Here is a 21,733-nt window from a genome sequence, read left to right as displayed (position 1 = left end):
ATCGACTTCCGTCCCGTACGGCACCCCACCGCCGAGTGCGTTCCGTCAGGGACCCGTCTCCCGACGTCACATCCCCAACTGCAGTCCGTCGCCCGATTCCTCGACCTCGGCGAGCCCGAGTCCGCTGACGCGGACGGAGAAGGGGGCGCCCGCGATCCGCAGGCCCGTGAGCGCGATCTCGCCCAGGGGTGCGGCCCTGAACGGGCGCAGGGTCACGGTGCCCGCAGGCACATCGGGGCGGATACCGGCCAGGGAGCAGAGCAGCAGCACCCCGGCGGCGGCCGAGGTGGCCGCGGGCCGGGAGGCGGCCGGATGGGGAAGCGGGGCACTCCCCCGTGTGCGCTGTTCCCCCGCGTACATCTCGGGCAGTCTGCCACCGAAGGACTCGGCCGCCGCCAGTACTCCGCGCAGCAGCCAACCCGCCTCCTGCTCATGACCGGCGGCGGCGAGCCCCGTGACGGCGACGGCCGTCTCCTGGACGCGCACGGCCCCGCTGCGATGACCGAACGGGTTGTACGCCGCCTCCTTCACCCCGAGGCTGCGCAGCCCCCAGCCCGAGTCCATGGCCGGACCGCCGAACAGCCGCGCGAGCTGTTCGGTCCGCGCCTTGTCGAGCAGTCCGGGGGCCATCTCTCCCGAACCCGACAAGCCGGTGTCGAGGAGATGGGCGGTACCCGAAGCCGACTGGGGCACGGAGCGTCCGTCCTGGGTGCGGGCGGCGGCCGGTCGGCCACCGCCCCCGTCCTCGACCCAGAAGTCGTCGCGGAACGCGTTCCGCATGGCCTGGGCCCACTGCCGCAGTCCCGTACCACCGGTCCGGCCGTGGGCGTCGAGCAGCTCGGCACCGAGCAGCGCCGCGCGATGCGCGTGTGCCTGCGTCTCGCAGCGGAACGGTCCGCCCGGCTGGGGGTCGGCCAGATAGGTGCCGTCGCCGACTGCGGTCCGCAGCCACTCCAGACACCGCTCGGCCGCGGGCAGCAGTTCCTCCACCTCCCGCTCGGCCAGCCCCCACCGCCGGGCCTCCGCGAGGAGCACGGGGAAGAGCAGTGTCGCCTCGGTCGCGGTGCAGCCCGGCGGCAGGTGTGGCCCGCTGTCCCGGAGCGGGCCCGGAATCAGTCCGCGGTGCGGTCCCGGACCGGCGATTTGGGAGCGGGCCAGGGTCCGCAGCGTGCCCACGGCAAGACGCGTGCCGAGCGGCAGGGTCATCCGGGCCGCGGCCAGCGCCTCGGCCGGCGCCAGTCCGCAGCGCCAGGGAGCTCCGGCCGCGAGGTGGGTGTCGGCCGGGTGCCGGGGGTCGCGCAGCAGCAGGGCCCGGAGGTCGTCGACGCAGGTGCGCAGGAGCGCCTCGGCCCCGGGCTCGTCGCTCAGCACCTGGGCCTCGGCGAACGGGTTCGCCGCGCCGCGGCCCGCCGCCCTGACCGGCCCCTGGCCGTCCGGTCTGACGCGCAGTTCCAGGGTGAGAGTGCCGCCCGGCGGCAGTTCGAGTTCCCAGCGGAGCAGTCCTGCCGAAGCCAGGGCGTCGGTGGGCGGCGGGTCGGCGGTGACGGTCACGTATCCCGTGGGGCAGGACCAGCGCAGGCCTGCGGCGTGGACACTGGCCTGCAACTCGGGCCCGGACCGTCCCGAGGCGACGTCGCCCAGTTCCGCGAGGTCCGTGCCGAGGGCCACCTCGACGGGCAGGCGCAGAGCCCGAAGAGCCGAGCTGCGCAGGGTGATCCGTTCGATGCCCTCCGCATGGCGGGTTCTCTCGACGACCAGGTCGGGGTCCGGGCCGGTGTCGGGAGAGGCGCGCAGCGTACCCACGAAGCGGGCCCGGTCGGCCGCGAGCATCCGGGCCTGCATCGCGAGCGGTTCCCGGCCCGCGACCCGGACCAGGCAGCGGGACAGAATCCGCCTGCCCGCCATGTAGAAGCCCTCGAGCCCGCGCCCGGTCAGCTGTCCTTCCTCCGTCGAGATCACGAGTCCGGGAAGAGCGGCACAGATCAGGGTGCTGTGAGCGGGCGGCAGGTCCGCCGGCCGGCCCGGCACGGGAAGGGGCGTCCGGGGAACGCCGGGGCCGCGCCCCGCGGGGATGAAGGGCGCGCCTGCGTCACGGCCGGCTCGTGGGGCGGCCGGAGCGCCCCCGTGTCCGACGGGCTGTGCGGATTCGTGCCCGGACGGACGGGGGTCGTCGGGTGCCGAGGGCGGATGGGGCATGGACATGGGGTGGCTTCCTCCGCGCTCGGTGCGCCTGGAGCCCGCTCGGCTCCTGTGCTCCTGGTGGGGGGCTCCGCGGGGTCGCGGGTGTTGCGGCGGCGCAATCCGGCCACGGATTCCGCCACTCAGGTGAACGGGGCAGCCCTGCCCCGGGTCACGCATTTCCCGGGTGAAGCCGACCGAATGGCGGCGGGTCGGCCGACCGGCCCCACCAGCACCGGTCTCACGAGCACCGGTCGAGTGGCGGCGGGCGGCGCGGAGGGTGACGTGGCCGCAACGAAACACCCCGGCCGATCGCGGAGAGATCAGGACACGGCCCGCCCTCGTGGCATCGGGAACCCCACCCTGCCTCGGCCGAGCAGTCAGGCCGGTCCTCGTCCCGGGCGCCGCCCCGCCCCGCCTCGGCCGAGCAGTCCGTCCGGGCCCCGGCCCGGGCCTCTCCCTCACCCGCCGAGCCGTCCGCCCGCTCCTCGTCCCCGACCTGCACCGCTCTGCTGTGCCCCGGCCGCTCACCCGTCCTCCCCGGCACCGAGCCCGCTGTCGCCCCGTCCGCGCAGCCGGCCGTCCGCCCGCTCCGCCGACCGCCGCGGCCGGTCCCCGGCCGATGAGGCGCCGCCTGCCAGGCGGCGCCCTTGGGCAGCCGGGCTTCCGGGGCCGCGCCGGTCCGGTCGGCCACTGGCGTTCGCCGTCGAACGGGGCCTGCGACGGCGGCGAACGGTGGTTGCCGGGGGCTGGGTGTCCGGCGCTGGAGAACCGGGCGTCGTCAGGCCGCCCGCCGGAAGTGGCGTACCGGAATCGCTCTGCTGCTCCACCTCGGTCGGGCCGCTGCCCGTACGCTCCGCGCGCAGGCAGCGCCGGACGGATTCCGGGTCCAGGCCCTCATTGCACGCCTGGTGGAGAAGGCGGGCGAACAGATAGTCGGGATCGGCGCCGAGCGCCATGGCGAGCGCTTCCCGTGCCTCCAACTCGTCGCCCATGGACCAGGCGACCCACCCCGCGAGGGTCAAGGGTGCCGCGGCGTGCTCGCGGTAGGGGCCGACACAGCGACGGGCGAGCGCCCGCCACAGGCGCAGCGCCGGGGCGGCCTCGTCGCCCTCCATCCACTGCGCGGCACGGTCACGGGTCGTGCGGTCCTGGAGGCCGAGGATCAGCGTGGCGGCCTCGTCGTTCTCCAGGAGTCCGTCGTCGCGCAGGTCCGACGGACGCGTGCCCGAGACGGGAGAAGCCGCCGCGAACCGGTCCCTGATCCGCCGAGCCAGTGCGAGTGCCTCCTCGGCCACCTCGGCCCGGCTGTCGTCCCCCAGGATCCTCGGCACGAGGGCCATGCTGGCCGTGTCCAGCGCCACCTCCTGGCCCAGCGCGACGGCGGACTCCCAGGGAAGAAACCTGGCTGTCAGGTCTTTCAGGGATCCGCGTACCTGAAGGCCCGCGTACGTCGCGGCGGCTGCGAGCACGGATGTGCCCGGCAGCCCCATCGCCGTGCCTTCCGCCGGACAGCAGCCCTGCCCCGGGCAGGTGTACGTCCAGAAGCGGCCGTCGGAGATGCAGAGAGCCTCGATCACCGGAACGTCGAGGCGTCCGCAGGCCGTCCGCAGCAGCTGAGCCAGCGGGCGCAGGCGTTCCTTCACGTCCCGCCCCGATTCACCGCTCCCGGGTTCCTGGCACAGGTACGCCACCATGCTCCCGGGGCGGGCGCCCCGGCGCTCGCTCCCTTTCACCAGTCCCTGCACGAGCTGGTCGGAGGCGGACGGCCAGTCCTCGGCGTGGGCCGGGATGCCGAGACGGGCCCGGCCGCCGAACCGGCCCCGCCGTTCGTGGTCGTGCAGGGCGACCAGCACGATGCTGTCGTCGGGGCGGTAACCGAGGAGATAGGGCAGCGCGTCGGCCAGCTCCGCCGGGGTCCGGAGTGTCACCTGGTGCTCCCCGCCGGGGAGACCCACGCCGCCCGTGTGACGGTCGTCGCGGGCACGGCCCGCTCCGTCCCCGTGGCGCAGCAAGCCGGGAATGGCCGAACCGCCGGGGACCGCGGGGCCGGTCTTCGGGACCGACCGGTCCCCGCCCTCGTGTCCGGACCGGCCACCAGGCTCGTCCCACACCTCGCCCGCGTGGCCGCCCGGCTCGCTCCGGTCGCTCCGACTGCCGTGACCGTCTTCGCCGCCGGCCCGGTCACGCCCGGGGTTCCAGCCGCATCCACCGAGCGCGCTGATGTCCTTGTCGCCGGACGTGCCGGTCGCTTCGTCGTGATTCGTCATGCGGTGACCATCCCGCGGATCGCGAAATTCCGGTTGGGCCTGTGGATAACCATCACCATGACCACGCCAGAAGTCGTCCACAGCTCGACGGCTCGTTCGCGCTTTGTCGGACCCATCCGGTTGCATGGAGCCATGACCAACGAAGACCCGCGACCCACAGTCCCCGGCAACGCACACGACGCCGCCCGCGAAGACCTCCGGGCCACGGCCGACGCCGTCCTGGCCCGCCTGGTCGGCGCGCGGGCGGGCCAGGCGCGGCTGCGCGAGGACCAGTGGCGCGCCATCGAGGCGCTGGTGGCCGACAAGCGCAGAGCGCTGGTCGTGCAGCGCACCGGCTGGGGCAAGTCCGCGGTGTACTTCGTCGCGACCGCGCTGCTGCGCGGGCAGGGTGCCGGACCCACGGTGATCGTCTCGCCGCTTCTGGCCCTGATGCGCAACCAGGTGGAGGCGGCGGCCCGCGCCGGAATCCGCGCACGGACGATCAACTCCTCCAACACGGAGGAGTGGGAGAGCATCCAGGCCGAGGTGGCGGCGAGCGAGGTCGATGTCCTGCTGGTGAGTCCGGAAAGGCTGAACAATCCCGACTTCCGCGACCAGGTGCTGCCCAAGCTCGCCGCGGCCACCGGCCTGCTGGTGGTCGACGAGGCACACTGCATCTCCGACTGGGGCCACGATTTCCGGCCGGACTACCGCCGCCTGCGCACCATGCTCGCCGACCTCCCGCCCGACACCCCGGTGCTGGCCACCACCGCGACGGCCAACGCCCGCGTGACGGCCGACGTCGCCGAGCAGCTGGGCACCGGCGTGAGCACCGACGCGCTGGTCCTGCGCGGCCCGCTGGACCGGGAGAGCCTGAGCCTCAACGTGCTGCGGTTGCAGGACGCCGCGCACCGGATGGCCTGGCTCGCCGAGCATCTGAACGACCTGCCGGGCTCCGGGATCATCTACACGCTGACGGTGGCCGCGGCGGAGGAGGTCTCCGCGTTCCTGCGCCAGAGCGGGTACACCGTGGCGTCGTACACCGGGAAGACCGAGAACGCCGACCGCCAGCAGGCCGAGGAGGACCTGCTCGCCAACCGCGTCAAGGCTCTGGTGGCCACGTCGGCGCTGGGCATGGGCTTCGACAAACCCGACCTGGGCTTCGTGGTGCACCTGGGCTCCCCCTCCTCCCCGATCGCCTACTACCAGCAGGTGGGACGTGCGGGCCGCGGTGTGGAGCACGCGGAGGTGCTGCTCCTGCCGGGCAAGGAGGACCAGGCGATCTGGGAGTACTTCGCATCGGTCGCGTTCCCCCCGGAGGAGCAGGTGCGGCGCACTCTGGACGTGCTGGCCCGGGCCGAGCGCCCGCTCTCCCTGCCCGCGCTGGAACCCTTGGTCGAGCTGCGCAGGTCCCGCCTGGAGACCATGCTCAAGGTGCTCGACGTGGACGGAGCCGTGCACCGGGTCAAGGGCGGCTGGATCTCCACGGGCATGCCCTGGACGTACGACACCGAGCGCTACGCCTGGGTCGCCAAGCAGCGGGCGGCCGAGCAACAGGCGATGCGGGACTACGTGGCGACGACCGGCTGCCGCATGGAGTTCCTCCGGCGGCAGCTGGACGACGAGGGAGCCGCGCCGTGCGGGCGTTGCGACAACTGCGCCGGCGCGCGGTTCCAGGCGTCCGTGTCCGCCGCCGCACTGGACGCGGCGAACGGCGAACTGGACCGCGCGGGCGTCGAGGTCGAGCCCCGGAAGATGTGGCCGACCGGGCTGGCCGCGGTCGGCGTCGAACTGAAGGGCCGCATCCCGGCAGGCGAACAGGCCGCTCCGGGGCGCGCCCTGGGACGGCTCTCGGACATCGGCTGGGGCAACCGACTGCGGCCGATGTTCGCCCCGCAGGCCCCGGACGGGCCTGTTCCGGACGATGTCGCGCAGGCCGTGGTCGGTGTCCTGGCCGACTGGGCCAAGGGCCCCGGCGGCTGGGCCTCGGGGCAGCCCGACGCGCCGCCGCGCCCCGTCGGGGTGGTGACCATCGCCTCGCGTTCGCGGCCGCAGCTGATCCACTCGCTCGGTGCGCGGATCGCGGAGATCGGCCGGCTGCCGCTGCTGGGGTCCGTGGAGTACGTCGGCGAGGCGTCCCCGGTCTCCCGGAGCAACAGTGCGCAGCGACTGAAGGCACTCGACGGGGCCCTGACCGTGCCACCGCGGCTGGCCGAGGTCCTGAAACAAACGGAAGGTCCGGTTCTGCTGGTGGACGACGCCACGGACACGGGCTGGACGCTGGCGGTGGCGGTGCGGATGCTGCGCAGAGCGGGTGCCCAGGCGGTGTTGCCGCTGGTCCTCGCCATACAGGCGTGACTCGTGTGTCGCGATTCGAAACACCGGGCAGGTATATAGGGAGTTAATCGCCCGAAAACGGTCGGTGACATCAATTGCTCGTTGCCGCATCCCAGTTCGACAGGAAGAATTGAGCTCCGCTCCCCGCACGGTTTGCCCGTGGTCCGGTAGGGCTCTGCTGCGGCGTGCCATTCCCCCAAGTCCGACCCCGCCCGCTGTCCGGGCACGTAGCCGAAGGGAGGACCGTGACCTTCGGATTCGCTCCGTCCTCGGCGGCAACCTTGTCGACGTCTCCCGACCTGTCCGCCGCTTCCACCAACCCACTGACCCGCATGCTGGAACCCGCCGAATGGGCCTCGGCCGGAATTCCGCTTCTGCGCGATCCCCGTGAGGTCGTCAGCGGCCTTCACGCCCGGCACCGGCCCAGACCGTCGACCGCGGTCGTCGCGGTGCTCGACCAGGACGAGCGGCTGATGGCGAGCGCCTCCTTCACCCGGCGTCCGGCACCCGCGGACGGCTGGATGTTCCGCAACGCGCTGCTCGCACAGCTGCGCCGGGTCATCCCGCACGATCTGCGGCGCCGTACTCCCGCGCGCACGGCCGTACTGATGTACTGCCGGGACGGCGACGCGCGCTGGACGGAGGAGGACGGGGCCTGGATGTGGGGGCTGCGGGACGCCTGCACGCTCCACGGGCTGCGGTGCGGCGCGTACATCACACTGACACGTGACGGCTGGCAGGTTCTCGGCGAGGGCCGCGGCGGACGCCGCCCCAATTCCGAGTCGGCGCCGGAGTTCTACGTGGGCGAGGTGCTGCCTCCGCTCCCTCGCACCGGGGGCGTCGCGTCCGAGGTGATGCGCCGGGCGGCCGCCCGCTGAGAGGTGGGTGAGTCGTGTGCGTCGCCCGCCCCGGGGGAAGGCGGGCCGCGCACGCCCGGCCCGGCGGGCACCAGGGCCGTACCACTCGTGTGCGGATGTGCCGCGGACGCGCGAACCGGATCCCACGCCGACCGGATCCGGGGGCACGTCCACGCTCCGTGGCGCGGAAGGCGCATGCGGGCAACGGCGTGCGCGTCGGGTGACCACACGGATGCCGGGCGCAGCGCCGTCCGGCACCGACTGTCGGCCGTAAAGGCGGACGCGGACAGCGGTCAGGCTCCGCCTCGTGACGCCCACCGGGAGCCGGAGGGTCCTCGGGGGAGGGGCGGGCGCGCGGCAGGGCGCCGCGCATCACACGAACGAGCGGCAGACCGGGCACCTGCGGGAGTGAACGCACGCGGGCACGCCGAGGCGACCGCCGTACAGGTGCCGCCGTGGCGGCACCCTCAGCGTCCCGCCGGGCGCGTTCCGGACCGGGTCCGGAACGCGCTCAGACGCCTGCGGCCAGAACCGAGTTGATCTGCTGCGGGTCGCCGCAGACGATCAGCAGGGCACCGGCCCGGCCGAGGGCCAGGGGCAGGGCGGTCGCGGCGGTCTCGCCGGAACCACCGTTGACCGCGACCACGACCACGGGACGGGAAGCGGCCCGGCGCGCGGCAGCGGCGTCGGCGTAGAAGACGTCGTCGCCGGCGTCGTGCTGCGCCCAGTAGGCGGCCTCGCCGAAGGAGAGTTCGTGCGCGGCCCACGGGTGCGGATCGCCGGTGGTGATCACCAGCACCTCACCGGGGGCGCGGCCCGACTCCAGCAGCAGGTCGACGGCTTCTTCCGCTGCGTCCAGCGCACCGTCGGCCGAGGCCGGGACGAGCTGGATCTGCGGGGCGACGGCCGCGGGTGCGGCCGGCTTGGCGGACGGCCCCGGCGCGGCCACGACCGGCTCGCGCGGGGTGCGTTGGACCGGCATCGGCCGGACAGGACCCGGGCGGCCGGGACGCGGCGGAGCCGCGGGACGGGGACCGGGTACGGGGCGAGGGGTCGGCGCGGTGCGGCCACTGGCCGGAGTGACGCGGGGACCCTGGGCACTCTCGTGAATCTGAGGCTCCTCGGGAATGAGAGGCATGAGCTGATATCTATCAAACGCCGGTGCGACTCGCCCCGGCGGGTGGCACATGAGTGCGAACGGAGTCGTCAGAAATCGAAGCCGAGCTGGCCCTCGATCTCCGGAACGCTTCCGTCCGCCGAGCTGCGGGCCTTCTTGAGGTGCCGCCACTGGGGCAGCGCATCAAGATACGCCCACGACAACCGGTGGTACGGGGTGGGTCCCCGCTCCTCCAGCGCGGCTTTGTGGACCGGCGACGGATACCCGGCGTTGGCCGCAAAGCCGAAGTCTGCATGGTCGATGCCCAGTTCGGCCATCATTTTGTCGCGCCGCACCTTGGCGATCACCGAGGCAGCCGCGACGGCGATGCAGGACTGGTCGCCCTTGATCACCGTACGGACCGTCCATGGGGCGCCGAGATAGTCGTGCTTCCCGTCGAGGATGACCGCGTCGGGGCGGACCGGCAAGACTTCCAGCGCGCGTACAGCCGCGAGGCGCAGCGCGGCCGTCATCCCCAGCCGGTCGATCTCCTCGGGGGAGGCGTGCCCGAGGGCGTACGCCGTCACCCATTTCTCCAGCTCCACGGCGAGCGCGGTACGGCGCCTGACGGTCAGGAGCTTGGAGTCGGTGAGCCCTTCGGGAGCCCGGCGCAGTCCGGTGACGGCGGCGCAGACGGTGACGGGGCCCGCCCAGGCACCGCGTCCCACCTCGTCGACACCGGCAATGACCTTCGCTCCGGTCGTGGCGCGGAGGGAGCGCTCGACGGTATGAGTGGGGGGTTCGTACGGCATGGCGCCCTCAGACTACGCCGCCCGGAGCCCCTCACGACACCCAGGTCCCCGGGCCGCGGGAAAGCCCTCCCCGACGCCGGCGGGGAGGGCTCGGACACATCGGCAAGGACGGCCCGGGCGCGTCGGCCGGCCGGCCCGCGCAGGCGCGTCGGCGAACCCGCTCGGGCCGGTCAGCCGACGCGCGCACACAGCAGCGGGACCATCATCTGGTCGATCATTTCTTGGAGATCCAGGTCACTCCATTCGCTCGCGCACACCTTGGAGCGATACATCATCATCGCCGGGATGGCGTCGAAGACGTAGGAGTTCACGGCGTCGGGTCGTACCTCACCCCGTTCAATCCCACGCTGAACGACCTCGCGGAGCAGCTGGAGCGTGGGCTCGACGACTCCGCCGACGATGACCCGGTTGAAGTGTTCAGCCTGCCTGACATCGCATTCGTGAAGCACCGAGCGAAGCGCGATCCCCGACCGCGAGAACATCGCCTCGCGTACGCGCCGGCACACCTCCAGCAGGTCCTCGCGGACGCTGCCGAGGTCGGGAGCCGGGGTCAGGTCCGGCAGTCCGGCCTGGAGTGCGTCCGCGACCAGGTCCGCCTTCGAGGGCCAGCGGCGGTAGACCGCGGCCTTGCCGGTCCGGGCACCGGCGGCCACCCCCTCCATGGTGAAGCCGTTCCAACCGACCGCGCCGAGCCGCTCCAGGGCGGCTTCCAGGATCGCGCGCTCGAGCACGGCACCGCGCCGGCGCGGGGAGGACGCCTGAGCGGGGGCGGCCGTCCAACGCGAAGTAACCATCAGAGTGTCTCCGTCGTACAGGGAGCGGAATTCCGGGAGTTCGGGCCCGGGAGTTCAAGCCCGGGGATTCAGGTCCGGGGATTCAAGCCCGGGAGTCCAGATCGGGGAGTTCGGGATCGGGAAGTTCGGGATCGGGCTTTCGTGCGGGGCGGGTCGCCGTGCCGACATCATCGGAGAGCGATTCAGTGAACGCTTGCGTTCACTGACGGGGACTCACTACCGTTGACGCGGCAGTGAACGCGAGCGTTCACTAAGGCACTTGTGGGGGAAGCATAGTGACAACCTCTCAACTGATTCAGGACAGCAAGTCAGGTGCGGCCCGCCGGGAGGGGCATCCCGGCATCGCGCTCGCCGTCATCGCGGCCTGCCAACTCATGGTGGTACTCGACGCGACGATTGTGAACATCGCACTCCCGCACATTCAAGACGCCCTCGACTTCAGTACGACCGACCTGACATGGGTGGTCAGTTCGTACACCCTCACCTTCGGTGGCCTGCTGCTTCTCGGCGCGCGGGCCGGTGACATCCTCGGCCGACGCCGGGTCTTCATGACCGGCATCCTGCTGTTCACCTTCGCCTCGCTGCTCGGCGGACTCGCCCAGGAACCCTGGCAGTTGCTGGCGGCGCGGGCCCTGCAGGGCATGGGCGGCGCGATCGCCTCGCCGACCGCGCTGGCCCTGATCACGACGACCTTCCCCGAGGGCCCGGAGCGCAACCGGGCCTTCGCCGTCTTCGCGACGGTCTCGGCCGGCGGCGGCGCCATCGGCCTGCTCGCCGGAGGCATGCTCACGGAGTGGCTCGACTGGCGGTGGGTCCTCTTCGTCAACGTGCCCATCGGCATCCTGATCGCCGTTCTGGCGCCGGTGTACATCAACGAGTCCCGGCGCCACCCGGGCCGCTTCGACGTCGCGGGCGCGCTCACCTCGACGGCCGGCATGGCATCCCTGGTCTACGGCTTCATCCGCGCGGCCGAGAACGGCTGGCGGGACGGCCTCACGATCGGGTCGTTCGGCGCGGCCGCGGTACTGCTGCTGGCCTTCGGGATCATCGAGACACGGGCACGTGAACCCATCACCCCGCTGCGGATGTTCGCCGACCGCAATCGTTCGGGCACGTATCTGATCATGCTGAGCCTCGCCGCCGCGATGTTCGGGATGTTCTTCTACATCGTGCTGTTCGTGCAGAACGTGCTGGGATACACGCCGATCTCGGCCGGTGTGGCCTTCCTCCCGGTGACCGTCGCGATCGCGGTGGGCGCGGGTCTCTCACAGCGCTTCCTGCCGGTGCTCGGCCCCAAGCCGTTCATGGTCACCGGCTCGTCACTCGTCGCCCTCGGGCTCGGCTGGCTGACCTTCATCAGCCCCGACGACTCGTACGCGGGCGGGGTCCTCGGCCCGATGCTGCTGTTCGGCTTCGGCATGGGCCTGAACTTCGTGACGCTGACGGTGACCGCGGTCTCCGGTGTCGCCCAGCACGAGGCGGGGGCGGCCTCCGGTCTGCTCAATGTCACGCAGCAGGTGGGCGGTTCGCTCGGCCTCTCCATCCTTACCACGGTCTTCGGCTCGGCCAGCCGCGACGAGGCGCACCGGCAAATGCCGAAGTTCCTGGCGGACGGCTCGGCCGAGCAGAAGGCGGCGTTCGCCAAGACCCACCAGCTGCCCGCCCCTTGGGGACACGACGTGCTCGCCCACGGCATTTCCACCGCCTTCGTGCCCGCCGTGGGCATGGCCCTGCTCGCCCTGACCACCGCGGCGCTGGTGATCAGGGTCCGCAAGAGCGACCTGGAGGCTCTCGCCGGTACGGCGGGACCGGCCGCGGGCTGAGGGCTCGACCGCGGAAGGCCGGGGCGCGGTCCTGGCCGGGGCCCTGGCCCATGGCGACCACGGCCCGGCCGCCCGAGGTACGGAGCAGCCGCCGCCCGCGATACGGAGCAGCGGCCCGCGGCAGGGGCCAGCCGCCGGCCGCCGTACGGAGCAGCGGCCGGGTCCGCCGAAACGCCGGAAGGAGGCGTTCAGCGGTACTCGGACGTCTCCGCCAACGAGGCGCACACGCTCCCGTCGGCGGACGCGGCCGGCGGGTGGTCGCGCAGGACGTCCCGGGCCCGGGCCTCGCCCCAACTGGTCGCGTACCAAGGTGCGTCGTCCTGGCTGAGGTCGTCGGCGAACGACCTCAGCACACAGGAACGCATCGGCTCCTTGAGCTTGTCGAGGGCGGGTACGGCGTCGGCCGACAGTTCGCGGGCGTACAGGAGGTCGAACCTGCCCGTGTCCTCGTACCGCTGGACGTTCTGCTCGGCGATCAGGCTGTCGGGCGACATCAGCCCGAACGCGAGGACGCCGGCCGCCGCACTGGCCGCGACGGCACGGGGCAGCCAGCGCGCGCCCCACACCCCGGCCGCCATGATGAGCACGATGACCAGGCCCAGCCACAGTTCCCCGGCCAGCACCGAGATCCTCAGCCGCGTCAGCCCATAGGCCTCCACATACATGTCCATACGTCGCACAGCGGATGCCACGACAACGAGCGTCAGCGCGCAGAGAGTTCCCAGCACGCCCCGTACGAGCTTCCGGTCGCCCGCGCCGTCGCGGGGTGCCCAGCGCAGCGCGAACACCACGACGAGCAGGGTCAGCAGGGTGACGATCAGCAGTTGCCAGAAGCCCTGACGCGCGTACTCGGCGTACGACAGGTCGGTCTTCTTCAGCACGGCGTCGTATCCGCCGAAGAGGACGACGAGCTGGACCGCGTTGAACGCCGCGAAGAGCACGGTGAGCACGATCAGCGGGAGGGCCCACTCGACGCGGTTGCGCGGGCGCCCGGGCCGCACCACGACCCGGTCCAGCCGCACGGGCGCGGCCGCCGTACGGGCCACGGCCAGTGCCACGACCAGGCCTGACGCCAGAAGCACCACACGCCAGGGGCCGCCGGCGACCGAGGTGTCCGGTACCAGGTCGCCGAGCAGATCGGCGAAGGCGGCGTCGGCCCCGGCGAACAGCGCCCCGAAGACCAGCAGCAGGACCGCGCTCACCATGAACGCGCGGAGTCCTACACCCACACCGCGACGGGCACCGCCGAATCGTTCCCGCAGCCCGCGCCAGCCCCAGGCGACACCGGTGACCACGGAGTTCACCACGCCGATGGGGCCGAGCAGAACCGCGGGCCAGGTGCGGCCGCCGTTCAGCGCGAGCGAGCCGAGTCCGATCGCCGTGACGACGGCCAGGAACGACGGCCAGTCCGCGTCCCGCAGAGCGGGCACGACCAGCAGACCGAGGCCGCCGATGCCCCAGACCAGGCTCCACGCGCGCGTGGAACGTCCTGCGGCCCGGCCCGCGAAGTACGCGGCGAGCGCGGCGGGTATCGCGACCAGCAGGAGGTTGATCGCCAGACCGCCGTCGAGGAGCAGCATGCTCAGCACTCCGGTCGCGAGCACGGCCCACAACGTCGGCGTACGCACCGGGGCGGCCGACGTGGCCCACAGCTCCGGCGACCACAGACCGGGAGCGGGCGACGGGGGTGTCTTGCCGACGCCCCCGTGCGGGGAGCGCGGGGCCTCGGACCGCGCCCTGCCGTCCACCCCGGCCGTCCGCCCGGCCGAGGGCCGTCCGCCACGCCCTCGCGCGTCGCCGGTCTCATCGTCCCCGGGCTCGCCCCCGTTCCCGCGCTCGCCCTCACCCGCGGACCGGTCCGCGGTCACGGGCCCGTCCTCGTCCTCCGGCTCGCCCCCAGGGCCGTTCACGCCCCCGGCTCCGGCGTCTCCCCCGGCCCCGGCGCCGTCTCCGAGCCCGTCCGCCCGCCCCGGTTCGGCCGCACCCCCCTGTTCGGCCGCCTTCGGCGTGACCCCGGCACCGGTGTCCGGGCGCCGCCCGGCGGATCCCGGTACGGCCGGATCCGTGGCGTCCGCGGGCTCCGGTCCCTCCGGAAGCCGGGACTCGGCTCCCGAAGTCTCCTCGCGCGCCTCGGCTCTCCTCCGCTGCGCCGGCGCTCCGTCTTCGGGCTCGGGCGTGGACGGTATGTCGGACAAGGGATCCCCTCCCCGCCGGCCACCGGGCAGCCCGGATCGCGCACTGCGGCGGAGAGGCTGGCGGCCGGCATCTCGTCGGCACACGCCCGCCATGATCAACGGGCGGCGTGGCGCACAGGGTATCCACGGGTCTTGCGGCTCACGACGGCGCTACGGGGCTGCTGTAGCAAGCCTGTGACACAGGCGCCGGCGCCCGTCCTCCGCGTCCGCCGGCCAGGGGACCCGCGCAGGGCCCCTGCCCGCGGCCCACAGACCCACGGCCCGCCGTGCGGCGCCGCCCTCGCACCGCCCCACCGGCTCGACGGCCCGGGCACCCTCGGCCGGAGACCTCCGGCTCTACGCCCCGCTGCCGGTACGCCCGGACACGGGCCCCGGCAGCCATTCGGGCAGCGCCTCCGTGGCGTCCAGCCACGCCCCGGGGGGCGCTCCCGCCTTCCCGGAGGCGACCACGCCGCCGACGATGGAGCAGGTCGTGTCCACGTCACCACCGACCTGGGCGGTGACCCAGAAGCCCTTTTCGTAGTCACCGAGGGCGCGGGCGGCCGACCAGAGGGCGAAGGGAACGGTGTCGTGGGCCGACGTACGCCGTCCGCAGCCCAGTACGGCGGCCACGGTCGCGGCGTCCCCGTAGTCGAGCATGTCCCGGGCGCGGCGCAGGCCGGCCCCCACGGCGCTGCGGGGCACGAGCGCGATGACGCCGTCGAGCAGGGCCTCCGCGCTCGGCGGGCCCGCCGGGTCGGCGGCCAGCGCGGCGGCCGCGGCGACGGCCATGGCACCGACGACGGCCTCACGGTGCTGGTGCGTCGGATAGGCGGAGATCTCGGCCTGGTGGGTCGCCTGCTCCGGGTCGTCGGCGTACCAGGCGCCCAGGGGGGCGATCCGCATCGCGGCGCCGTTGCCCCAGGAGCCCTGTCCCTTGAAGAGGGCCGACGCGAGTTCGCGCCAGTCGCCGCCCTCCCGGATCAGGCGCAGCAGTCGGTTGACCGCCGGGCCGTACCCGCGGTCGAAGTCGTGGTGGTGCGCGAAGGAGTGGGCCAGTGCGTCCTGGTCGATGCGGTGGTGCGTGGCCAGGACGGCGACCACGGAGCAGGCCATCTCGGTGTCGTCGGTCCACTGCCAGGGGTCGGGAGGCAGCTCTCGGCGCTTGAGCAGCGGGTAGTTCGCGGGCACGAAGAACTGCGAGCCCAGCGCGTCTCCCACCGCGAGTCCGCGCAGGCTGGCGAGGGCGCGCTCGAAGCGCCCTTCGGGAGAGGAGTCAGCGATCATCGCCCTGCCACTCTATCCGGTGGCTCCGTACGACTTCCGGATCACGCCACTGCTCGAAGGGACGGTCGAGGGTGTACCGGCCGTCCTCCCCCAGAACGAGCATCCTCACCTCCGCGTTCCCCGGGTTGGAGAGCGACTCGAACTCGGCGACCGTCCAGTGGAACCAGCGCATGCAGAACAGCCGCATGGCCAGGCCATGGGTCACCAGGAGCACGTTCGGCGGGTGGTCGGGGGCCTCGAAGCTCCGGTACAGGCTCTCCAGGAAGCCGCCGACCCGGTCGTACACGTCGGCGCCGGACTCGCCTTGTGCGAACCGGTAGAAGAAGTGGCCGTACGCGTCGCGGTAGGCCTTCTGGAGACGTACGTCGTCACGGTCCTGCCAGTTGCCCCAGTCCTGCTCGCGCAGTCGCGGCTCCTCGCGCACCCGGACGAGACCGGGGTCGAGGTGGAAGGCCCGGAACGTCTCGTGGGTACGGCGATAAGGAGAGACGTAAACGCTTACGCGTTCATTGCCGAAGAGTTCACGCAGCCGTTTGCCGGTGTCCTCCGCCTGCTGCCACCCCGTCTCCGTGAGCGCCAGAGCGTGGTCGGGCTCGCGTTCATACACGGTGTCATCGGCATTGCCCACCGACTCGCCGTGCCGGACAAGGACGATGCGCCGTGGTCGTGCCATGCCAAAACCCTAGATCGTGCCGGCCCCGTTCGAGCGGTCGTACGGGTTCCATAAGGCGCAGGTCACACCATTCCTCGAACAGCAGTTCGCCCGACGGGGCCGCCGGGAACCCGGAGGGGGTGCCGTCAGACGATCCAGCCGGGTTCCAGTTGCACGACGTCCCCCGCGAGGGCGGCTATGTCGGCCTCCAGTTGGGCGCGCAGTGCCAGCCGCTCCACCCGCTCGGCGCGGTACTTGCCGTGCTCGGCGGCCGACTGCCACATGGACAGGACCAGGAACTCGCTGCCGGGCGCCTCGCCGAACATGCCCCGGATCATGCCGGGCGACCCGGCCATCGCGGGGTTCCAGACCTTCTCCTGCATGAGCGCGAAGTGCTCCGCACGGTCCTCGTGGACACGGCAGTGCGCGACCCGGACCGTGTCGGAGTCCGTGAAGCGCGGCTCGAAGCCCGTCTTCACGTCGAAGCGGTGGTCGAACAGCTTGGCCTGGAAGTCCTTGAAGGTGCCCGACTGCGAGGCGGCGAGCCGGTCATGGGACCGGGCCATGAAGGAGTCGTAGAAGGCGCGGCTCTCCCAGAACGAGAAGATGTGCGCGACGCCGGACCGTCCCACGCTCCATCCTCCCCCCTGTCCCCGGAATCCCGGCTCCCCCAGGAGCCCCGCCCACTTTCGCTGCCCCCGTTCGAAACCGCGGCGGTCGACCACGGTGCAGCGAATCCACTTGACCAGCACCGCGCCATCGTAAGGCCCAGGAACGTGGCGCCGGTCACGCTCTGGCGGAGTGGATCCGGGCGCACGCCCCGACGCGCGTGGCACGATGGACAACCGGCCCTACTCTCAGGGGAGTTGGACCGGTGACTGTTGAGGAACGGGGAGGGGACATCCGGTGAACGGTCTCAACAAGGGGATCCGCAAGGCCGAGTTGGCGATCAAGTGGGATCCCAGTCCCGTAGGTGAGCCCGCGACCGATCTCGACATCGTCGCGGCGACGTATCTGGCGTCCGCGCCGCACGGAAACCCGGACTACGTGGTGTATTTCGGCAGCCGCTCGCCGGACGGCACCATCTATCTGAACCGCGACAGCAAGGACGGCAAGGGTTTCGGCTGGGACGAGGTCATGACCCTGGAACTCGACCGCCTGGACAGCCGTTACGCGCGCGTGGTCGTCGGTGTCCTCATCCAGCAGCGCACCGAGGCGCGGACCTTCGCCAGTGTCCTCAACCCCGCCTTCCGGCTGCGCGAGGGCTACACCGTCCTGACCGAGGGGGACTTCGGCGACGTACCGGGCTCGACGGCCGCGACCATCGGGGAGTTCGTGCGCGACCACTCCGGGGAATGGACGTTCCACGCGGGCATCCACGGCTTCGACACCGACCCGGCGACCTTCGCCAGGGTCATGGGCAGCCCGCAGGAGGCCTGAGGCACGACCCGGCGTCCGGGTGCGCACGCTGTGCCGGCCTTCGGTCCCGGACTCACCCGGCGGCGGGTGTTCAGCCGCTCTTCCAGCCCGGGACCGTCGGCAGCACCAGCTCGGCGACGCGGAACAACGCCGCGTCGTCGGGTGCCACGTCGTCCTGACGCCAGATGGTGATCTCGAACGAACCGCCGCCCCCCTTGGCGTCCTTGGCGACCAGCAGGCTGCGGGCGACGCCGCCGGGGCCGCTTTCGGCCTTGCCCGAGCCGAAACTGAGGGCGATCGTCCGGTCCGAGTAGAGGACCGCCGGGTGGCCCAGGATCTGCCTCGGCTGCGCCTTCGGAAGCAGATCGAGGCCCTGGGCGACGGAGAGCCGGTCGTCCGAGGCGACCAGCTTCACGGAGTACGTCTTCAGCGTGACGTTCGCTTCCGGGCTGGTGATCTTGGTGCCACCGTCGAGGGTGATCACGCTGTCGTCGCCGTGTGCCGTCTGCGCGTGCTCGTCGGGCGTCCCGAGGAGGACCGGCAGGTCCGAGCGGTTGAGCGCCTGGCACAGCTGCTCACCGGAGACGCGCTTCGGCGGCGGGGTGCCGAGCCGGTCGGAGCACCTGGCCGGGTCGTCGGCGTCGTGGTTGTTCGGAAGGACCCGCGAGAGCCCCCATATACCCCCCGTGACGCCCGCGACCAGCGCCACCGCCGCGCATGCCTGAACCGCCGCGTTCAGGCCTCTCTTCGATCCGGCCACCTTGTCGGCCATGTCCCCCGCCTCCCCCGTCGCGCCCCATGCGCGCGGAGGGAGACTAGCCGTTGATCGTTTCGTGGGAAAGGCGAATTCCGCCATGGTCCGGGGCCTTCGCGCCGCGGCACGCGGAACGGCCGGGCCCGACCGCGCGAGGAACCGGCCTCCGCACGCGCCGGCACCACCCCGGCAACGCCGAGGGCGGTGGAGCCGACTGCTTGCTCCACCGCCCTGACCAGCTACGTCACGCCCTCGAGGCGCTCGGTGTCAGCTGCACCCGCTCGTCGAACCGCAGCCCTCGCAGATGTAGCAGGACCCGGCCCGCTGCATCTTCGTGCCGCACGAGAAGCAGAGCGGGGCGTCGGCCTGGATGCCCAGCTGCATCTCGACCAGCTCGGCGCTGGTGCGGACCTGCTTCGGCGCAGCCTCGGCCACGACGGCCTCGGCCTTCGGGGCGGCGACGGCCTTCAGTTCCTGCGCGCGGGGCGCGGACTGGGCCAGACCCTCCACGTCGACCTCGTCATCGGCGGGCTCGTAGGAACCCGTCTCCAGGTGACGCTGACGCTCCTCGGCGGAGTGGATGCCGAGCGCGGAGCGCGTCTCGAAGGGCAGGAAGTCCAGCGCCAGGCGGCGGAAGATGTAGTCGACGATCGACTGCGCCATCCGCACGTCCGGGTCGTCCGTCATGCCGGCCGGCTCGAAGCGCATGTTCGTGAACTTCGAGACGTACGTCTCCAGCGGCACGCCGTACTGCAGGCCGACCGAGACGGCGATGGAGAAGGCGTCCATCATGCCCGCGAGGGTGGAGCCCTGCTTCGACATCTTCAGGAAGACCTCGCCGAGACCGTCGTCAGGGTAGGAGTTGGCGGTCATGTAACCCTCGGCGCCGCCGACCGTGAAGGAGGTCGTGATGCCGGGACGGCCCTTGGGCAGACGCTTGCGGACCGGGCGGTACTCGACGACCTTCTCGACCGCGGTACGGATGGTGTCCTCGGCCTTCGCCGTGACGGCGTCGGTCGCGGACTTCTCCTTCTCCTTGGTCTTGGCGGAGAGGGGCTGGCCGACCTTGCAGTTGTCGCGGTAGATCGCGAGCGCCTTGACGCCCATCTTCCACGCCTCGAAGTAGACCTCTTCGACGTCCTCGACGGTCGCCGTCTCCGGCAGGTTGACCGTCTTGGAGAGCGCGCCGGAGATCCAGGGCTGGATCGCGGCCATCATGCGGACGTGGCCCATCGCGGAGATGGAGCGCTCGCCCATGGCGCAGTCGAACACCTCGTAGTGCTCGTGCTTGAGGCCGGGGGCGTCGATCACATTGCCGTGCTCGGCGATGTGGGCGACGATCGCCTCGATCTGCTCCTCCTGGTAGCCCAGGCGGCGCAGGGCCTGCGGCACGGTGCCGTTGACGATCTGCATCGAGCCGCCACCGACCAGCTTCTTGAACTTGACCAGCGCGAGGTCGGGTTCGAGGCCGGTGGTGTCGCAGGACATCGCGAGACCGATGGTGCCGGTGGGGGCGATGACGGAGGCCTGCGCGTTGCGGAAGCCGTTCTTCTCGCCGAGGCGGATCACGTCCTGCCAGGCCTCCGTGGCGGCGGCCCAGATGGGGGTGTCCAGGTCGTCCATGCGGACGGCCGCGGTGTTGGCGTCGGCGTGCTGCTTCATGACGCGCTGGTGGGGCTGCGCGTTGCGGGCGTAGCCGTCGTACGGGCCGACGACCGCGGCGAGTTCGGCGGAACGCTTGTACGACCTACCGGTCATCAGGGAGGTGATGGCGCCGGCGAGCGCGCGGCCGCCGTCGGAGTCGTACGCGTGGCCGGTCGCCATCAGGAGGGCGCCGAGGTTGGCGTAACCGATGCCGAGCTGGCGGAAGGCGCGGGTGTTCTCGCCGATCTTCTCGGTCGGGAAGTCGGCGAAGCAGATGGAGATGTCCATCGCGGTGATGACCAGCTCGACGACCTGGGCGAAGCGCTCGACGTCGAAGGACTGGTGGCCCTTGCCGTCGTCCTTCAGGAACTTCATCAGGTTCAGCGAGGCGAGGTTGCAGGACGTGTTGTCCAGGTGCATGTACTCGCTGCACGGGTTCGAGCCGTTGATACGACCGGACTCCGGGCACGTGTGCCAGTGGTTGATCGTGTCGTCGTACTGGATGCCCGGGTCGGCGCAGGCCCAGGCGGCCTCGGCCATCTTGCGGAAGAGGGACTTGGCGTCGACCTTCTCGATGACCTCTCCGGTCATGCGCGAGGTGAGGCCGAACGTTCCGCCCTCCTCGACCGCCTTCATGAACGTGTCGTTCACGCGGACCGAGTTGTTGGCGTTCTGGTACTGGACGGACGTGATGTCGTCGCCGCCCAGGTCCATGTCGAAGCCCGCGTCACGCAGGGCGCGGATCTTCTCCTCTTCCTTGACCTTGGTCTGGATGAAGTCCTCGATGTCGGGGTGGTCCACGTCCAGGATGACCATCTTGGCCGCGCGGCGGGTGGCGCCGCCCGACTTGATCGTTCCCGCGGAGGCGTCGGCACCGCGCATGAAGGAGACGGGACCCGAGGCGTTGCCGCCCGAGGAGAGGAGCTCCTTGGAGGAGCGGATGCGGGAGAGGTTCAGGCCGGCGCCGGAGCCGCCCTTGAAGATCATGCCCTCTTCCTTGTACCAGTCGAGGATCGACTCCATGGAGTCGTCGACGGCCAGGATGAAGCAGGCGGAGACCTGCTGGGGCTGGGGGGTCCCGACGTTGAACCAGACCGGGCTGTTGAAGCTGAAGATCTGGTGCAGGAGGGCGTACGCCAGCTCGTGCTCGAAGATCTCGGCGTCGGCGGGCGAGGCGAAGTACTTGAAGTCCTCGCCGGCCTTCCGGTACGTCTTCACGATGCGGTCGATGAGCTGCTTGAGGCTCACCTCGCGCTGCGGGGTGCCGACGGCACCGCGGAAGTACTTGCTGGTGACGATGTTGACCGCGTTCACCGACCAGGAGCCGGGGAACTCGACGCCACGCTGCTCGAAGTTGACCGAGCCGTCGCGCCAGTTGGTCATGACGACGTCACGGCGCTCCCACTCCACCTCGTCGTACGGGTGCACGCCGGGGGTGGTGTGGATGCGCTCGATGCGCAGTCCCTTGCTGGCCTTGGCTCCGCCCTTGACGCGGGAACCTCGTGCCGGACCGCTCGCCGTCTCTGTCATGCCGCCTCCCTGTAACAGGCTAAAACGCGCTGAAGTGCCGCGAACTTCCCGTGGCACGGTCTGTGTCTGATGCCGCGCACGCCGCGGTAGCGGCCGTGCGCTGCAAGTCTGTGGTCGCCGCCCGCGG

14 protein-coding genes and 1 pseudogene are annotated in these 21,733 nt (G+C 71.8%); 4 read left to right on the top strand and 11 right to left on the bottom strand.

What is annotated here, in order from left to right:
* Nucleotides 1-66 precede the first annotated feature (66 nt).
* Together ACH4S8_RS13720 and ACH4S8_RS13715 are read right to left on the bottom strand one after the other, a co-directional pair.
* Entirely contained in the window at nucleotides 67-2,202 is a 2,136-nt protein-coding gene (locus tag ACH4S8_RS13720) for a glycogen debranching N-terminal domain-containing protein (protein ID WP_398393326.1), read from the bottom strand.
* Nucleotides 2,203-2,705: 503 nt separating this feature from the next.
* Nucleotides 2,706-4,448: a DUF4192 domain-containing protein gene (locus ACH4S8_RS13715; protein WP_398393324.1), complete on the bottom strand. Its 1,743-nt coding sequence runs from the start codon at nucleotides 4,446-4,448 to the stop codon at nucleotides 2,706-2,708.
* A 132-nt stretch (nucleotides 4,449-4,580) separates the two neighbouring features.
* Between ACH4S8_RS13715 and ACH4S8_RS13710 the strand changes: the two genes are divergently transcribed.
* Together ACH4S8_RS13710 and ACH4S8_RS13705 are read left to right on the top strand one after the other, a co-directional pair.
* The gene (locus tag ACH4S8_RS13710) at nucleotides 4,581-6,785 is read left to right on the top strand and encodes a RecQ family ATP-dependent DNA helicase (RefSeq protein ID WP_398393322.1); all 2,205 of its coding nucleotides are present in this window, start codon (nucleotides 4,581-4,583) and stop codon (nucleotides 6,783-6,785) included.
* Nucleotides 6,786-7,009: 224 nt separating this feature from the next.
* A complete protein-coding gene (locus ACH4S8_RS13705) occupies nucleotides 7,010-7,642 on the top strand; it encodes a hypothetical protein (RefSeq protein ID WP_398393320.1) in 633 nt (210 codons plus the stop codon).
* 490 nt (nucleotides 7,643-8,132) lie between these two features.
* On the opposite strand, the gene ACH4S8_RS13700 is transcribed toward ACH4S8_RS13705, so the two are convergent.
* From ACH4S8_RS13700 to ACH4S8_RS13690, 3 genes are all read right to left on the bottom strand, one after another.
* Nucleotides 8,133-8,759 (bottom strand): hypothetical protein, encoded by a 627-nt coding sequence (locus tag ACH4S8_RS13700; RefSeq protein WP_398393318.1) that lies wholly within the window; start codon nucleotides 8,757-8,759, stop codon nucleotides 8,133-8,135.
* Nucleotides 8,760-8,827: 68 nt separating this feature from the next.
* Nucleotides 8,828-9,529 (bottom strand): ribonuclease HII, encoded by a 702-nt coding sequence (locus ACH4S8_RS13695; RefSeq protein WP_398393316.1) that lies wholly within the window; start codon nucleotides 9,527-9,529, stop codon nucleotides 8,828-8,830.
* Between the two features lie 170 nt (nucleotides 9,530-9,699).
* Nucleotides 9,700-10,323: a TetR/AcrR family transcriptional regulator gene (locus ACH4S8_RS13690; RefSeq protein WP_398393314.1), complete on the bottom strand. Its 624-nt coding sequence runs from the start codon at nucleotides 10,321-10,323 to the stop codon at nucleotides 9,700-9,702.
* Nucleotides 10,324-10,598: 275 nt separating this feature from the next.
* On the opposite strand from ACH4S8_RS13690, the gene ACH4S8_RS13685 reads away from it, so the two are divergent.
* Nucleotides 10,599-12,146: an MFS transporter gene (locus tag ACH4S8_RS13685; protein WP_398393312.1), complete on the top strand. Its 1,548-nt coding sequence runs from the start codon at nucleotides 10,599-10,601 to the stop codon at nucleotides 12,144-12,146.
* Between the two features lie 188 nt (nucleotides 12,147-12,334).
* Here ACH4S8_RS13685 and ACH4S8_RS13680 read toward each other — a convergent pair whose 3' ends face one another.
* The 4 genes and pseudogenes from ACH4S8_RS13680 to ACH4S8_RS13665 form a co-directional block, all read right to left on the bottom strand.
* Entirely contained in the window at nucleotides 12,335-14,056 is a 1,722-nt protein-coding gene (locus tag ACH4S8_RS13680; protein WP_398393310.1) for a DUF4153 domain-containing protein, read from the bottom strand.
* A gap of 621 nt (nucleotides 14,057-14,677) precedes the next feature.
* Nucleotides 14,678-15,607, bottom strand: coding sequence for an ADP-ribosylglycohydrolase family protein (locus ACH4S8_RS13675; protein WP_398393308.1), 930 nt, complete (start codon nucleotides 15,605-15,607; stop codon nucleotides 14,678-14,680).
* Between the two features lie 12 nt (nucleotides 15,608-15,619).
* Nucleotides 15,620-16,280: pseudogene (locus tag ACH4S8_RS13670) on the bottom strand (histidine phosphatase family protein).
* A gap of 125 nt (nucleotides 16,281-16,405) precedes the next feature.
* A complete protein-coding gene (locus ACH4S8_RS13665; protein WP_398393306.1) occupies nucleotides 16,406-17,011 on the bottom strand; it encodes a YdbC family protein in 606 nt (201 codons plus the stop codon).
* A gap of 154 nt (nucleotides 17,012-17,165) precedes the next feature.
* Here ACH4S8_RS13665 and ACH4S8_RS13660 point away from each other — a divergent pair, with 154 nt between their 5' ends.
* Nucleotides 17,166-17,699 carry a TerD family protein gene (locus ACH4S8_RS13660; protein ID WP_398393304.1) on the top strand — a complete coding sequence of 178 codons (534 nt, stop codon included), beginning with the start codon at nucleotides 17,166-17,168 and terminating at the stop codon, nucleotides 17,697-17,699.
* Nucleotides 17,700-17,769: 70 nt separating this feature from the next.
* On the opposite strand, the gene ACH4S8_RS13655 is transcribed toward ACH4S8_RS13660, so the two are convergent.
* Nucleotides 17,770-18,450 carry a DUF6215 domain-containing protein gene (locus ACH4S8_RS13655; RefSeq protein ID WP_398393302.1) on the bottom strand — a complete coding sequence of 227 codons (681 nt, stop codon included), beginning with the start codon at nucleotides 18,448-18,450 and terminating at the stop codon, nucleotides 17,770-17,772.
* Between the two features lie 249 nt (nucleotides 18,451-18,699).
* Nucleotides 18,700-21,606 carry a vitamin B12-dependent ribonucleotide reductase gene (locus ACH4S8_RS13650; protein ID WP_398393300.1) on the bottom strand — a complete coding sequence of 969 codons (2,907 nt, stop codon included), beginning with the start codon at nucleotides 21,604-21,606 and terminating at the stop codon, nucleotides 18,700-18,702.
* Nucleotides 21,607-21,733 lie beyond the last annotated feature (127 nt).

It is taken from the genome of Streptomyces sp. NPDC021080 (assembly GCF_044333225.1).
Lineage (GTDB): Bacteria > Actinomycetota > Actinomycetes > Streptomycetales > Streptomycetaceae > Streptomyces.
This window is presented reverse-complemented; position numbering and strand designations above follow the sequence as displayed.